Genomic DNA, 15148 nt, shown 5'->3' on the forward strand with positions numbered 1-15148 from the left:
ATCCCATCGGCCCCTGCCCGCCACTCGTGAGCCCGGTCGACCCCTGCCTGCCCTAGCGAGGACTTGCCTGCCATGCTGCGCGACCGTTTCATGAGCGATCTGAAGGAAGCCATGAAGGCCGGCGAAAAGCCGCGCCTCGGCACGATCCGCCTGATCCAGGCGGCGCTGAAGGACAAGGACATCGAGGCACGGGGCGCCGGCAAGGGGCCGATCCCGGACGACGAAATCCTGCAGCTCCTGCAGAAAATGGTGAAGCAGCGCCAGGAAAGCGCCAAGATGTATGGCGACGGCGGCCGGCCGGAACTGGCGGATCAGGAAAACGCCGAGATCGCGATCATCTCGGTCTATCTGCCGCAACAGATGGACGAGGCCGAAAGCCGTGCCGCCATCGCAGCCGTTATCGCCGAGACCGGCGCGGCCGGGGTGAAGGACATGGGCAAGGTAATGGCCGCGTTGAAGGCCCGCCATGCCGGGCAGATGGATTTCGGCAAGGCCAGCCCCCTCGTCAAGCAATTGCTCGGCTGACCCATGGTGGAGGCGCTGGTCGGGCTGCTGGCCGGTCTCGGCCGGGTCAGCGGCGTCACCCTCTCGACGCCCGTCTATGCCGCCGCCTCGGCCCTGCACGTGGTGGGCATCGCCCTGCTCTTCGGCCCCATCGTGCTGGTCGACCTGCGCCTGGCGGGAGCCTTGCGGTCGCTCGATGTTGCCGCCCTGGCGCTGCTGCGAACCACCGGCACGATCGGTGCCGGGCTGGCCGTGCTGACAGGCATCCTCCTCGCCTCGGCGCGGCCGGACGAATATGTCGTCAATCCGACCTTTGTCGCAAAAATGGTGGTAGTGGCCCTCGCCCTGGCCCATGCTCTGGCGTTCGAGGTTGCGGTGCGGCGGTTCGGCCTCCCGGCCCTGCTGGGCCATGCGGCGGCCCGGGCCAGCGGCATCGCCTCGCTCACCCTTTGGCTCGCCGCCATCGGGCTCGGGCGCTGGATCGCCTTCACCTGAGTTCGACGCGCCGGCCGGCAATCTCGACCCATTCGGCCCGGTAGACATCGGGATTGCCGCGGTTCTGATAGGCATAGACCCGCAAGGTCTTGCCCGGCGCGATGTCCTCGGCGGTCAGGCCGCGGGCCTGCATGCGCGATGTCGGCGCCAGCTCGATGATCAACTCCCGGCCGTCCTTCTGCATGAACAGTGTCCCATGCGGGTTTGCATAGGTCGAGCGCGCCACCGGGCCGGAATGGTCGAGAACCTTGTCGCGGTCGAAACCGCCCCAGCCGTGATGGGCGGCGGCGGCCCCCGAAAGGATGACGGTGCCGGTGGTGGCAGCGGCGCCGAGGAAAGTGCGGCGGTTCAGCATGGTCAGTCTCCCGTTGAGCAGTCCGCCACCAGTCTAGCCTGCGGACCGGGCGGCGGGAGCACCCGGTATCCTCACGCCTGCGTGAGCGCGCCGTTCAGCGGCCGATCCGCAGGCGTGTCTGGGCGATACTCACCATCGTGTTGTAGTTGTTGACGATCCACATGCGCTCGTGGCCACCGGCACGGCGGGCATCGCCCCGGGCGCGGGCCAGTTTCTGGCGGTATTCTCGCAGGCTGCCCAGCCAGGAGCCGGCCTGGCTGTCAAGGATCGAGGCGCCGCCCGGATCGCTTTCCTTGAGCCTGTCGAGCTCGCGCAGGGCCGCCGAATAGCCGGCGATCGCCGCGTCGAAGGCGACGAGATCGACAACGGGCCGCGCTTCGGTGGGCATGAGGTCCATGACGCCGCGCGCCGCGATCATGACGTTGCGGATGTTCCAGCGGGCGGAACGGCCCTCGCGGCGCTCGATGTCGGCGAGTTCGCGCAGATTGAGGTCAGCCCGGAAGGCGCGCATGTGCAGTTCGACATCGGCGCGGTCCTTGAGGAAGGCCTGCGCCGCCGGAACGAGGTCACGGTGCAGTTCGCGGCCGAGCGCGGCGCCGTCATCCTGGTAGTCCTTGCGCTCGTAATAGACATTGGCGCGGGTGATCAGCGGCGCCAGCGCCGCATAGGACTGGATGTAGCGGCGCATGGCGTCATCCAGATCCGGCAGAGCCGGCTCCTGGACGACCGCCTGTTCGGCCTTCTGAATCTCGCTGCGCACGTCGTAGAGGCTGTAGAGCCCGTAGGTGATGTAGCGCTCGCGGCCCGTCGGCCCGCGCTGGATATTGACCCAGCTGCGGTAGCGGTCCCAGGATTCGACGGCCCTCAGGGTGCGATTGAGCAGTTCCGTATAGGCGTTGGACTTGGCGATAGCCGCCTGCAGTGCGGGATCCGGGGCGGGACGCGCCGGGGCCTGCGCCAGCGCTGGAGCAGCGGGAGAGAGGGCGGCAGCGGCGAGAGAGAACAGCAGGGCCCGGCGGTCGGGGCGAAGGGCGTGGCATGGGCGGGTCATGGCGGGTCCTCCTTCCATGACAGGGAGCCTCGCCGGCCGGCGTTTCAATCCGTCGGCGAGAGACCGTCCGCATCGTTTCAGGGCACCGGCGCGGCGCCGCAAAGCAAAGGCGCCGCCCGGCCGGGCGACGCCTTGACCATGCCGAACGGATCGGGCCGCTCAGCCCCAGCGGATCTCAAGGACCTCGTAGCTCTGGGCGCCCTTGGGCGTGTTGACTTCGACCACCGTGCCGGCCGACTTGCCGATCAGGGCGCGGGCCAGCGGCGAGGAAATCGAGATGCGGCCGGCCTTGGCGTCCGCCTCGCTGTCGCCGACGATCTGCCAGACGCGCTCTTCCTCGGTGTCCTCGTTGACGAGCTTCACCGTCGCGCCGAACTTGACGGTGTCACCCGAGAGCTTGGTGACATCGATCACCTCGGCCCGGGCGATCAGGCTCTCGAGCTCGGCGATCCGCCCCTCGTTGAGCGACTGCTGCTCCTTGGCCGAGTGGTATTCGGCATTCTCCGAAAGGTCGCCATGGGAGCGCGCCTCGGAGATCGCCGCGATGATGCGCGGGCGCTCGACTCGCTGGCGCTCCCTCAGTTCGGCTTCGAGCTTGGCGAAACCGCCGACGGTCATCGGAACCTTTTCCATGATGCTCGCCCTTGCCTTTCAATGACGAATAAAGGTCCGCGGGCCGAGGACGCCGGCCCCGCGAACCTTCATGGTGAAACCTTGCGTGTCCCGGCAGCGGCCGCAGATCAGGCCTTGCCGAAATAGCTCTGCAGCGCGCGCACCTCGAGGTCCCCCTCAAGATAGGCCTTGATGCCCTGTGCGGCCGCCACAGCGCCTGCAAGAGTGGTGTAATAGGGAACCTTCTGCAAGAGGGCCGCTCGGCGGAGCGACCGCGAGTCGGAGAGGGCCTGGGCGCCTTCGGTCGTGTTGAAGACGAGCTGGACCTCGCGATTCTTCAGTGCATCAACGATATGGGGCCGGCCTTCCAGAACCTTGTTGATCTTGCCGCAAGGAATTCCCTGTTCGACGAGATAGCGCTGGTTGCCGGAGGTGGCGATGATCTTGAAGCCGAGCGTGTGCAGCATGCGGATGGCTTCGAGGATGCGCGGCTTGTCGTCGTCGCGCACCGATACGAAGACCGTGCCGGATACCGGAACGATGGTCCCTGCCCCGAGCTGGCTCTTGGCGAAGGCGGTGGCGAAGGTCCTGTCGAGGCCCATGACCTCGCCGGTCGAGCGCATTTCCGGCCCGAGCAGGACATCGACGCCGGGGAACCGGGCGAAGGGGAACACGGCCTCCTTGACGCCGACATGGTCGAGGACCTTCGGCTTCAGACCGAAGGAGGCCAGGCTTTCGCCCGCCATGATGCGCGAGGCGATCTTGGCGATCGGCTCGCCCACCACCTTGGCGACGAAAGGCACCGTGCGGGAGGCGCGCGGATTGACCTCAAGCACGTAGATGTCGCCGTCCTTGATGGCGTACTGGACGTTCATCAGGCCGCCGACATCGAGAGCGAGGGCCAGCGCCTTGGTCTGGCGCTCCAGCTCGGCGAGCATGGATTCGGGCAAAGAATAGGGCGGCAGCGAGCAGGCGCTGTCGCCGGAATGGATCCCCGCTTCCTCGATATGCTCCATGATGCCCGCGACATAGCTGGTCTTGCCGTCGGCGAGGCAGTCGACGTCCACCTCGATGGCGTCGGACAGGTAGCGGTCGAAGAGCAGCGGATTCTTGCCGAGGACGGTGTTGATCTGGCCGGTCTTGTCGTTGGGGTAGCGGGCCTTGACGTCGGCCGGCACCAGTTCGGGAAGCGTGCCGAGGAGATAGTCGCCGAGCTGGCCCTCCTCGCGGATGATCTGCATGGCGCGGCCGCCGAGCACGTAGGAGGGCCGCACGACCAGCGGATAGCCGAGCTCGCCGGCGATCAGGCGAGCCTGTTCGACCGAATAGGCGATGCCGTTCTTCGGCTGCTTGAGGCCGAGCTTGTCGAGCAGTCGCTTGAAGCGGTCACGGTCCTCGGCAAGGTCGATGGCATCCGGCGAGGTGCCGAGGATCGGGATGTCCGCCTCTTCCAGCGCGCGGGCGAGCTTCAGCGGCGTCTGGCCGCCGAACTGGACGATGACGCCCTTGAGCCTGCCGTTCTGCTTCTCCCGCTCGAGGATCTCGATGACGTCCTCGGCCGTCAGGCTCTCGAAATAGAGCCGGTCGGAGGTGTCATAGTCGGTGGAGACCGTCTCCGGATTGCAGTTGATCATGATCGTCTCGAACCCGGCGTCCGAGAGCGCAAAACAGGCATGACAGCAGCAATAGTCGAATTCGATGCCCTGGCCGATCCGGTTCGGGCCGCCGCCGAGGATGACGATCTTCTCGCGGTCGGTCGGACGCGATTCATCGGCAAGAGCGCCGCCGAAGGGGGCCTCGTAGGTCGAGTACATGTAGGCGGTCGGGGACGCGAATTCCGCTGCGCAGGTGTCGATGCGCTTGTAGGCGGGGCGCACGTTGAGGGCGCGGCGGGCCTTGGCGACCTCCGCCTCGGTCTTCTGCGTCAGCACGGCGAGGCGCGCGTCCGAGAAGCCCATGGCCTTGAGGCGGCGCAGCGCGCCCGCGGTCTTCGGCACGCCCTTGGCACGGACCTCGGTCTCGACATCGACGATGCCGCGGATCTGCTCAAGGAACCAGGGATCGATGCGGCAGTAGGAATGGATCTCCTCGTTGGAAATGCCGAGGCGCATGGCCTGCACGACCTTGAGCAGGCGGTCTGGAGTCGGGGTGCCGAGCGCGGCGCGGATGGCGTTCTTGTCGTCGCCCTTGCCAAGCCCCTCGATCTCGATCTCGTCGAGCCCGGTGAGGCCCGTTTCCAGCCCGCGCATGGCCTTCTGCAGCGATTCCTGGAAGGTGCGGCCGATCGCCATGACCTCGCCGACCGATTTCATCGACGTGGTCAGGACCGGGTCGGCGCCGGGGAATTTCTCGAAGGCGAACCGCGGCACCTTGGTGACGATATAGTCGATGGTCGGCTCGAAGGAGGCCGGGGTCGCGCCACCGGTGATGTCGTTCTTCACCTCGTCCAGCGTGTAGCCGACGGCGAGCTTCGCCGCGACCTTGGCGATGGGGAAACCCGTGGCTTTCGAGGCGAGCGCCGAGGAGCGCGACACGCGCGGGTTCATCTCGATGACGACGAGGCGGCCGTCGGCCGGATTGACGGCGAACTGCACGTTCGAGCCGCCGGTTTCGACCCCGATCTCGCGCAGGACGCGGATCGAGGCGTCCCGCATCATCTGGTATTCCTTGTCCGTCAGCGTCAGCGCCGGCGCGATCGTGATGGAATCACCGGTGTGAACGCCCATCGGATCGAGATTCTCGATGGAACAGACGATGATGGCATTGTCCGCGTGATCGCGGACGACCTCCATTTCGAATTCCTTCCAGCCGAGGACACTCTCCTCCACCAGAACCTCGGTGGTCGGAGACGCATCAAGGCCACGCTCGCAGATCTCGATGAACTCGGCCTTGTTGTAGGCTATGCCGCCGCCGGTGCCGCCCATGGTGAAGGACGGGCGGATGATGGCGGGCAGGCCGATATCATCGAGAACGTCGATGGCCGCGCCGAGCGACTGGACGACATGGCTCTTCGGCGTCTGCAGGCCGATCTTCGCCATGGCCTGGCGGAACCGCTCGCGGTTCTCGGCCTTGTCGATGGCGTCAGCCTTGGCGCCGATCATCTCGACGTCGAACTTGGCGAGAACACCCATCTCCTCGAGCTTGAGGGCCGTGTTCAAGGCCGTCTGGCCGCCCATGGTCGGCAGCAGGGCGAAGCCGCCGGGAAGGACGTTCCGCTCCTTCTCGATGATCTTGGCGACAATCTCGGGCGTGATCGGCTCGATATAGGTCGCGTCCGCCATGTCCGGGTCGGTCATGATCGTCGCCGGGTTGGAGTTAACCAGGACGATCCGGTAGCCCTCCTCCTTCAGCGCCTTCACAGCCTGGGTGCCCGAATAGTCGAACTCGCAGGCCTGGCCGATGACGATCGGGCCGGCGCCGATGATCAGGATGGAGGAGATGTCGGTGCGTTTCGGCATGAGGCTCCGGCCCTTTGAAGGCTCGTCTGGATCTTCGGGGCCGCGCGGCGCAAAAAAAGAGGCCGGACCCCTATCGAGCCAGCCTCCCGCAACCGCATCCCCTGAACATCGGTTCGCGTGATTAGGCGGCCCTATAGACGTCTTTCCGACCGATGGGAAGCCGCGATGGCGCCCGGCACGACGGCCGCGCGGCAATGACAGGGGAAAAGAGCGCGGCATTCGCCGCAACGACGGGAAGCGGCATAACGAGAGGGATCCGCAGGCGGCCACGTCCTGCCCTGCCCCTTCACAGCCGAATCGCCGTCGATAGCCGTCATCCCTGGTCGAGGCGCTGAGCCCGCCCCATTCGCCAGCGCTGAGGATCCGTCAGGGACGGGTCGCGATCGCCCGCGGCGACAGTTTCTCGGCGAGGGTGCGGCCGATATTGACGCCGAGGCAGTGATAGCTGCCATCGATCAGGTGGTCGCCGGCGTTGGGCAGCATCTGGTCAAGACGCAGGCGGCCGGTTTCCATCAGGAAGCCGAACATCTCGCTGCGGCGAAAGACCGGCGTCTCGGTTTCCGCGGCGACCTCGTGGAGGGCGGCGACATAGCTGCCATAGGCCGGGAAGCGATCCGCACGCGGCAGGGGCACCTGATCCACGAGCATGACATCCGCACCGCCGTCACGGATCCTGGCGATGCCCTTGCGCAGGATCCGCTTGAACTTCTCGATGCCGATATCGTTGATCGCATCGAAGACACCGGTCTGCCAGATGACGAGGCGCGGCTGCTCGGAGAGCACGTCGGCATCGATGCGCTGATACATCTGGTGGGCGGAATTGCCGCCGACACCGGCATTGACGACATCGATCTCGTGCCCGGGCAGCAGACGCGCCAATTCCTTGCGCAGCACGGTCGGATAGGAGCGCTCCTCCGAAGAGGCGCCCGCGCCCAGCGTCGAGGACGAGCCCAGGGCGACGATTGTCAGCTTCTGGCCATCGGCGATGGCCGCCCGGGCCAGGGGCAGATCGGCCGCAAAGCCGCGCAGCGGCTCCGGGACGCTGCAGGTCGCATCCACCGGCAGGCGGCCATCGGTAGCGAGGGCCGGCTGACCCGCGAGAGCCAGCAGAGCCAGGCACGCACCGAAAAACCGGATGGACCGGGTGTGTGTCACGCCGCCTTCACCTCGCCGACGCTTGGCAGAGCCTTGGCCGGCGCCTTCGCTGTTGCACCACGATACCATTCAAGCACAGTCGCCGTACCGAGCAAGAGGGTAATGCCGACAACGTTGACGGCTACCTGCATCAGGGGGCCACGGCCGATCTCGGTGAGGGCGAAGGTTCCCAGCAGCGACAGGATGATGCCGAAGCAGAAGAGCGGAAGCGAATGGCGGCCGGCCTGTTCGAGCTGCCGCGCCACGGCTGAGCCGAGCCAGGCGGCAGTGCGCGGCACATGGGCGGCGATCAGATAGGCCAGCGACAGGGCATGGGCGAAGCGCCACAGCGAAAGATTGGTCTTGTCGAGGTCAAGGCGCCAATCGTCAGGCAGGATCAGCCCTTCCATCCCGGCGATGATGGCCCAGGGCGCCGCGCTGACGAGGCCGAAGAGGACGACGGCGATCGCAGCGGCGGTCAGGAAAGGCGAGCGCGGCAGCGCCACGCCGCGCAGAACCGCATGGCCTGCGACCAGTCCGACGGTGAAGATCAGCTGCCAGGCGAAGGGATTGAAGAACCAGACACCGGCGGTCGACATGTTGGGGATGGCGAGTCCGAGCATCCAGGCGGCGCCGTAGAGCCCCGCCGAGGCGGCGAGCGCCAGGACCGGCGCGACGCGCGCCAGCAGCCACAGCAGCGGCAGCATGGCCAGAAGCACGATGTAGAGCGGCAGAATGTCGAGATAGTTTGGCAGGAAAACGAGGGCGACGGTCTGCAGCAAGGTCGTGGCCGGGTCCTGGAAGAACGGCAGGATCGCGACATGCTCGTAATAGAGCGGGTTGCCGAAGCGCACGGCCATGAAGGCCACGGCGACGGCAGTGAAGACGAAGAGACCGAGATGGGCGAGATAAAGCTTCCAGATGCGGGCGACGATCTGGGCGGTGCCGGTCAACAGGCTCCGCCGGTCCATCACCGTTCCGTAGGCGAGCGCCGCCGAGAAGCCGGCGAGCAGCACGAAATATTCCGCCGCGTCGGAAAAGCCGAGAGAGGTCGGGGTGACGCGGATCAGGACGTTGCCCGCGACATGGTCGATGAAGATGATCAGGAGAGCGAGGCCGCGGAACACGTCGACGCGGACGTCCCTCTCCACACGCACCGGAGCTTGCGGTGACGCGCCGAGCCAGAACCAGGAGCCAAAGGACAAATGGGCGGACATGGAGACCAGAGCTTGAGGGACAGAACAGTGCGCAACTGCGCTTTTGCACTGCACCATCCCCTAAGCGAAAAACGTGGCTAAAGTTTTGATGACGCGATCACGAAAACAAACGGCCAATCACGACTGCGCGAGCGCTTCACGGAGCACGTCACGGACGCGGTCGGGGCGCTCCATCGGGAAGAAGTGCGAACTGTCCGGCAGCGTCTCGACGGGGATGTGGGGAGCGACCCGGGCGATACGCGCTGCGCCGCCATAGACGGTGGAGCGCATGCTGCCGGCGAGAATTTTCACCGGCACCTGCACCCGCTTCAGCGCCCCCCAGGGATTTTGGGTCTGCGCGGCGAAATTGGCGGCCTCCCAGGCCGGGGCGCAGGCGAGGCGGACGCCTTCGGACTCATCGACGAAGCCCCCGGCGACATAGCCCTCGAGGAAACCCGGCTGCCACGAGGCGAAGGTCTTGCGGGTGCGGTAGGTGGCGACCGCCTCCTCCCTGGAGGGAAAGACGGCGCGGCGCTTGGCCGCACCGAGAGCGAGATCGGAAACGCGCAGGCGGGCCGCGCCCCAGGGCGTGCGCGCGAAGAGCCAGAGCCAGGGATGCATCATGACGGGGTCGAGGAGAACGAGCCCGCGCACGCGGGCGGGCCGGCGCACCGCCGCCAGCAGGGCCGTCACCGCTCCCATCGAATGGCCGGCGAGAAGGGGCGGAGGAGCCCCCACTGGCACGATGCGGTCAAGCACCGCGACGAGATCATCGGCATAGGCGTTCCAGTTGGTCATCCGCGCCGGTTCGGCTGGCAGGGTCGACGATCCATGTCCGCGCATGTCGAGGGCGACGATACTCTGCCCGGCCCCCAGGGGCGCGAGCAGCGGGGCATAGGTGGCGGCATTGAAGCCGTTGGCATGAAGAAAGACGAGATCGGGATGCATGCGCTCCGGCCCCCAGCGCAGGCCGGACATGGCGCCGTCCGGCAGGGCGATCGACAGGCGGTCACCCGGGTCGGCGAAGGTCGTCGTCATCATGGCATCCGTGCTGTTCGCCCCCCGGCCCTCAGGCGGCAGGCGCGATCTCCAGTGGCACAGCCGCCTCGTCCTTCACCTGGCCGAGGGTCAGGACGGTGCGCACGTTGCGCACATTGGGCGTCGCGGTGAGTTCGGAGACGAAATGCTGGAAGCTCGCCAGGTCCGGCGCCACGCATTTCATGACAAAGTCGAAATCGCCCGAGACCGTGTGGCACTCGCGGATGACCGGCCAATGGCGGACCCGCTCGGCGAAGGCGTTGAGGTCGGCCTCGGCCTGGCTCGCCAGATGCACCATGGCGAAGACAGTGACGCCATAGCCGAGCTTGTCGCTCGCCAGCAGAGCGCGATAGCCGCGGATGACGCCCATCTCCTCCAGCGCGCGCACGCGCCTGAGGCAGGGCGGCGCGGAGATTCCGACCCGGCTCGCCAATTCCACATTGGTCATCCGTCCGTCGGACTGGAGTTCGCGCAGAATCTTCCAGTCGATGGCGTCCAGGCGGGCCTTCACGGGGCAGGTCTCCACGGCGGCGGGTATTTCAGCCGGATAGCCCAGACCCCCTGGTTGCGCAACAAAATTTCGCGCGATCACCGCTGCACCGGGAGCGCGAGGCGGAGATCAGCGCCAATGCCGCGCATGGACAAGAGCGGCCAGGCAACGGCAAAGAGGGTTCCGACGCGCGGAGCGACGCCGGTCATCCGCTCCCTCGCACTACCACGCGCCGATCCCGTCCTCGCCACCGAGCCAGGGCTCCACGGCTGCATCGCAAGACGCCCCGTCAGTATCGCTTTGCGATACATCTCATTCAGATTTGTGAGCGGTCCCATCAATCCATTTCGTTGACAAGATGATGAAGTCGGTGGAATGAGCCTTGCGGCAAGCGCATAGCTGTTCCAGATTGTCGGCCTGTTGGGCGTTTTTGGCGCCATCTTCGAGCTTCCCCGGCCGGACATCATGGTCATCCATCGCGAGCGCGTCGTCATCATCGGTTCCGGCCCGGCCGGCTATACGGCCGCCATCTATGCGGCCCGTGCCATGCTCAATCCGGTGATGATCCAAGGCATGCAGCCCGGCGGCCAGCTGACGATCACCACCGATGTTGAGAACTATCCGGGCTTCGCCGACGTCATCCAGGGCCCCTGGCTGATGGAGCAGATGGAGAAGCAGGCCGCCCATGTCGGCACCCGCATCGTCTCCGATCATGTCGCCGCCGTGGACCTTCAGCAGCGCCCCTTCCGCATCACCTGCGAATCCGGCGATGTCTACGAGGCTGAAGCGCTGATCATCTGCACCGGCGCCCAGGCCAAGTGGCTGGACCTGCCATCGGAGCAGAAGTTCCGCGGCTTCGGCGTATCTGCCTGCGCGACCTGTGACGGCTTCTTCTACCGGAACAAGGAGGTTCTGGTCGTCGGCGGCGGCAATACCGCCGTCGAGGAAGCCCTTTTCCTCACCAATTTTGCCTCCAAGGTGACCGTCGTCCATCGCCGCGACGCCTTCAAGGCCGAGAGGATCCTGCAGGAGCGCCTGTTCGCCCACCCGAAGATCGACGTGGTTTGGGACAGCGCGCTGGACGAGGTGATCGGCCGCGACGAGCCGACCGCCGTCACCCGCGTACGCCTTCGTAACGTCAAGACCGGCGAGACGCAGGAGCGCCCGGTCGACGGCGTCTTCATTGCCATCGGCCATGCCCCGGCCGTCGAACTGTTCGAGGGCCAGCTGCGCAAGAAGCCCTCGGGCTATCTGTGGACCGCCCCCGATTCCACCGCCACCGACGTTGCCGGCGTTTTCGCCGCCGGAGACGTCACCGATGACACCTACCGCCAGGCGGTTACCGCCGCCGGCATGGGATGCATGGCCGCCCTCGAAGCCGAACGGTATCTCGCGCACCACGCGACCATCCGCCAAGCCGCAGAATAAGACGGACACAGCAGCCGCCTCCGGGAGACTTCGATGGACTGGGACAAGCTGAGGATTTTTCACGCCGCTGCGGCAGCGGGCAGCTTCACCCATGCGGCCGATACGCTGGGACTGTCGCAGTCAGCCGTTTCCCGCCAGGTGTCGTCGCTGGAGCAGGACCTGAAGGTGCCCCTGTTCCACCGTCACGCCCGCGGCCTGGTGCTGACCGAACAGGGCGAACTGCTCTACCACACGGCGCAAGACGTGCTGATGAAGCTCGAGAGCGCCAAGATCAAACTGACGGATTCGAAGGAGCGGCCGAACGGCGAGCTGAAGGTGACGACGACCGTCGGCCTCGGCACCGCCTGGCTGGCGCCGCGCCTCGGCGAGTTCCTCGACCTCTATCCCGACATCCAGATCAAGATGATCCTCACCGACGAGGAACTCGACCTGTCGATGCGCGAGGCCGATGTCGGGATCCGCGTCCGCCAGCCGGTTCAGCCGGACCTCATCCAGCGCAAGCTGTTCCAGATCAAGTTCCACGCCTTCGCCTCGTCCGACTATCTCAAGCGCCACGGGTCGCCGAAGAACGCCACCGAACTCGATGGCCATCGCATCCTCGCTTTTGGCGGGCGGGCGCCAAACTACATGCAGAACGTCACATGGCTGTCGACGGCGGGCCGCAACGGCATGGTTCCCCGGTCCTTCGCCATGTCGATCAACAATATCTCGGGGCTGGTGGCGGCGGTGGAGAACGGCATCGGCGTTGCCGTCCTGCCGGATTATCTCATCCGCGACGGCTCGGGCCTGGTGCAGATCCTCGACGACGAGGAGATGCCGGTTCTCGACGCTTGGTTCGTCTATCCGGAGGAGTTGAAGTCGGTCGCCCGCGTGCAGGTGTTCCGCGACTTCCTCGTTGCCAAGGCGCAGCGCTGGCCGGGCTGACGGGCTCGCGCAGCCGATCCCCGCACCCGGTGCTGTGCAAGATCCAACGGCGTCCTTTGAGGCTGGCTGCCAGACGCAACTGCGGAATGCCGGGAAACCCGCTTGGGGTCACCCAGCAGACAGCCGAGCTTCCAGCGCCGCGATGCGGGCCTTCAGCGCCTCGTTCTCCTCGCGGGCCTTGACCGCCATGTCGCGCACAGCCTCGAACTCCTCGCGGCTGGGCAGGTCCATGTCGCGCAGCAGGCGCTCGGCCTGTGTCTTCACGAACGTGTCGGCCTCGCGCTTCATGCCCTGGGCGAAGCCCGCGGCGTCGGTCATGAACTTGGCGAACTCGTCGGCGATGCGGTCGCTGGTCTGGGTCATGGGGTCTCTCCGCTGCTGGGGAGGGTATGGGGTCGGCGCGGTCCCAGCGCAAGAGCCGGCAGGGGCTGCTTGACCTTCCCGGCCGGCGCGGGCAAACCCCGGCCATGGCCCTCCTCGCCCTGCCCTTTCCTGTCATTGACCCGGTTCTGATTGCCGTCGGCCCGCTGGCGATCCGCTGGTACGCACTGGCCTATATTGGCGGTTTCCTGCTCGGCTGGTGGCTGGCCAAGAAGCTCGTCGCGACAGATCGCCTTTGGCCCGCAGGCAGGGCGCCGTTTGCCCCCGCCGTCATCGACGACGCCATCGTCTGGGCGGCACTCGCTGGCATTCTTGGTGGCCGCCTCGCCTTCGTCTTCGTCTACAATCTGGACTATTACCTCGCCAACCCGGCGGCGATCCTGGCGGTCTGGGAGGGTGGGATGGCCTTCCATGGCGGCATCGTCGGAGCCGTCGTCGGCCTGCTCATTTTCGCGCGGCGCAATTCCCTGCCCCTCCTGCCGCTGATCGACCTCGCCGCCATCGTCGCGCCGATCGGCATCGCCCTCGGCCGACTCGCCAATTTCATCAAGCCGGAACTCTGGGGCCGCGTCACCGACGTGCCCTGGGGCATCATCTTTCCCGGCGCCGGGCCGGAACCGCGCCACCCCAGCCAGATCTACCAGGCGCTGACCGAGGGCCTGCTGCTGTTCGCAGTGCTTCTCCTCATCGCGCGTTCCGGCGGCCTGAAGCGGCCGGGCCTGCTCGCCGGCTGTTTCGGTATCGGCTACGGGTTAGCGCGCTCTTTCGGCGAACTGTTCCGCCAGCCAGACCCGCAACTGGGCTTTCTCTTCGCCGGTGCCACCATGGGCCAATTGCTGTCGGTGCCGCTGATCGGCATCGGACTCTGGCTGGTGCTCCGATCACGGCGCCAGCCGGCATGACGCCGCTGGCGGCGGAACTGAAGGCGCTGATCGCCACCGAAGGCCCCCTGCCCGTCGACCGTTTCATGGCGCTGGCGCTCGGTCACCCCCGCCACGGCTATTACATGACGCGCGACCCGTTCGGCCCGGCGGGCGATTTCGTCACGGCGCCGGAGATTTCCCAGGTCTTTGGCGAGTTGATGGGTGTCTGGGCGGCCAGCGCGTGGGAGGCCATGGGTCGGCCGGAGGCCGTCGCCCTTGTCGAGTTCGGGCCAGGGCGCGGCACGCTGATGGCGGACCTGCTGCGGGCTGCCGCGGCGCTGCCTGCCTTTCGTGCGGCTCTGGCCGTTCATCTGGTCGAGACCTCGGACCGGCTCGCGGCGCGCCAGCAGGACAGGTTGGCGGTCGCCAGCGTTCCCTGTACCTGGCATCGCGACCTGTCGACCGTCCCTGACGGACCGGCCATTCTCATCGCCAACGAGTTCCTCGACGCCTTGCCGATCCGGCAGTTCATCATGACGGCGTCAGGATGGCGCGAGCGCGTGGTCGGGCTCGTCGACGGCGCGCTTGCCTTCGGTCTTGCTGGCGACCCCGTACCCCCGTCCCTGGTTCCTGCGGCGCTGCGGCAGGCCGCACCGGGAGCGGTGATGGAAATCTGTCCTGCCTTCGGCCCTCTCGCCGCCGGCCTCGCCGCGCGGAATGCCCCGCTCGCCGGACTCTTTATCGATTACGGCCATGCTGCCTCCGCCCATGGCGAGACGCTGCAGGCCATGCAGGCGCATCGCTTCACCGATCCCCTTACCGCGCCCGGCGAAGCCGACATCACAGCCCATGTCGATTTTGCGGCCCTGGGCCACGCCCTCTCCGCCGCAGGCCTGTGCGCCGGTGCGCCGGTGAGCCAGCGCGCGCTGCTCTTCGGGCTCGGGCTGCGTGAGAGGGCCGAGCGGCTGGCGCGATGCCAACCGGACGCATTCGAGACGCTGCGCGCCGGCGTGGAGCGACTGATCGACCCGGCCCCTGCCGGTATGGGATCGCTGTTCAAGGCCATGACCGTCGCCTCGTCCGACGGGCTGTTGAGGGCCTTGCCGGCCGCCACCTGATTGTTGACCGTACCGCTCAACTTTTATACAAGATAACAGCCTCGTTTCGAGGCCCGCGCCAGCCCGCCAGCATCCTGCTCCGCCAGCCAGCCGCCCTGATA

Annotated in this window: 15 protein-coding genes; 6 read left to right on the forward strand and 9 right to left on the reverse strand. The window is 66.7% G+C overall.

All coding sequences use genetic code 11. The features are described from left to right. The first annotated feature begins 72 nt into the window (after positions 1-72). Positions 73-525 (forward strand): GatB/YqeY domain-containing protein, encoded by a 453-nt coding sequence (locus Q0C57_RS00235; RefSeq protein WP_296570426.1) that lies wholly within the window; start codon positions 73-75, stop codon positions 523-525. A 3-nt stretch (positions 526-528) separates the two neighbouring features. Next, complete coding sequence (locus Q0C57_RS00240; RefSeq protein WP_296570428.1) at positions 529-999, forward strand: DUF2214 domain-containing protein; 471 nt, start codon at positions 529-531, stop codon at positions 997-999. Here Q0C57_RS00240 and Q0C57_RS00245 read toward each other — a convergent pair. The 8 genes from Q0C57_RS00245 to Q0C57_RS00280 form a co-directional block, all read right to left on the reverse strand. After that, complete coding sequence (locus tag Q0C57_RS00245; protein WP_296570429.1) at positions 992-1354, reverse strand: DUF6152 family protein; 363 nt, start codon at positions 1352-1354, stop codon at positions 992-994. The genes Q0C57_RS00240 and Q0C57_RS00245 overlap by 8 nt on opposite strands. Positions 1355-1448: 94 nt before the next feature. Next, a complete protein-coding gene (locus tag Q0C57_RS00250) occupies positions 1449-2405 on the reverse strand; it encodes a YiiG family protein (RefSeq protein ID WP_296570431.1) in 957 nt (318 codons plus the stop codon). A gap of 159 nt (positions 2406-2564) precedes the next feature. Further along, positions 2565-3041 carry a transcription elongation factor GreA gene (gene greA / locus Q0C57_RS00255; RefSeq protein ID WP_296570920.1) on the reverse strand — a complete coding sequence of 159 codons (477 nt, stop codon included), beginning with the start codon at positions 3039-3041 and terminating at the stop codon, positions 2565-2567. A 104-nt stretch (positions 3042-3145) separates the two neighbouring features. Further along, complete coding sequence (gene carB, locus Q0C57_RS00260; RefSeq protein WP_296570433.1) at positions 3146-6475, reverse strand: carbamoyl-phosphate synthase large subunit; 3330 nt, start codon at positions 6473-6475, stop codon at positions 3146-3148. A 366-nt stretch (positions 6476-6841) separates the two neighbouring features. Continuing rightward, positions 6842-7630, reverse strand: coding sequence for an SGNH/GDSL hydrolase family protein (locus Q0C57_RS00265; RefSeq protein WP_296570436.1), 789 nt, complete (start codon positions 7628-7630; stop codon positions 6842-6844). Next, a complete protein-coding gene (locus Q0C57_RS00270; RefSeq protein WP_296570437.1) occupies positions 7627-8826 on the reverse strand; it encodes an OpgC family protein in 1200 nt (399 codons plus the stop codon). Before Q0C57_RS00270 ends, Q0C57_RS00265 begins: the two co-directional genes overlap by 4 nt. 117 nt (positions 8827-8943) lie before the next feature. Beyond that, positions 8944-9843, reverse strand: a complete 900-nt coding sequence (locus Q0C57_RS00275; protein ID WP_296570440.1) for an alpha/beta hydrolase — start codon at positions 9841-9843, stop codon at positions 8944-8946. A 31-nt stretch (positions 9844-9874) separates the two neighbouring features. Next, positions 9875-10354 carry an Lrp/AsnC family transcriptional regulator gene (locus Q0C57_RS00280; RefSeq protein WP_296570443.1) on the reverse strand — a complete coding sequence of 160 codons (480 nt, stop codon included), beginning with the start codon at positions 10352-10354 and terminating at the stop codon, positions 9875-9877. Between the two features lie 444 nt (positions 10355-10798). Here Q0C57_RS00280 and trxB point away from each other — a divergent pair, with 444 nt between their 5' ends. Together trxB and Q0C57_RS00290 are read left to right on the forward strand one after the other, a co-directional pair. Beyond that, a complete protein-coding gene (trxB, locus tag Q0C57_RS00285) occupies positions 10799-11761 on the forward strand; it encodes a thioredoxin-disulfide reductase (protein ID WP_296570445.1) in 963 nt (320 codons plus the stop codon). Between the two features lie 33 nt (positions 11762-11794). After that, positions 11795-12685, forward strand: a complete 891-nt coding sequence (locus Q0C57_RS00290) for a LysR family transcriptional regulator (RefSeq protein ID WP_296570448.1) — start codon at positions 11795-11797, stop codon at positions 12683-12685. 108 nt (positions 12686-12793) lie between these two features. Here the strand turns inward: Q0C57_RS00290 and Q0C57_RS00295 are convergent, their stop codons facing one another. Then, positions 12794-13048, reverse strand: a complete 255-nt coding sequence (locus tag Q0C57_RS00295; protein ID WP_296570451.1) for an accessory factor UbiK family protein — start codon at positions 13046-13048, stop codon at positions 12794-12796. Between the two features lie 104 nt (positions 13049-13152). On the opposite strand from Q0C57_RS00295, the gene lgt reads away from it, so the two are divergent. Both lgt and Q0C57_RS00305 read left to right on the forward strand, forming a co-directional pair. After that, positions 13153-13968, forward strand: coding sequence for a prolipoprotein diacylglyceryl transferase (gene lgt / locus Q0C57_RS00300; RefSeq protein ID WP_296570454.1), 816 nt, complete (start codon positions 13153-13155; stop codon positions 13966-13968). Further along, a complete protein-coding gene (locus Q0C57_RS00305; protein ID WP_296570457.1) occupies positions 13965-15047 on the forward strand; it encodes an SAM-dependent methyltransferase in 1083 nt (360 codons plus the stop codon). The genes lgt and Q0C57_RS00305 overlap by 4 nt, the downstream gene beginning before the upstream one ends. The last annotated feature ends 101 nt before the right edge of the window (positions 15048-15148 follow it).

Origin of the sequence: Phreatobacter sp., from assembly GCF_022843985.1 — a bacterium.
GTDB lineage: Bacteria > Pseudomonadota > Alphaproteobacteria > Rhizobiales > Phreatobacteraceae > Phreatobacter.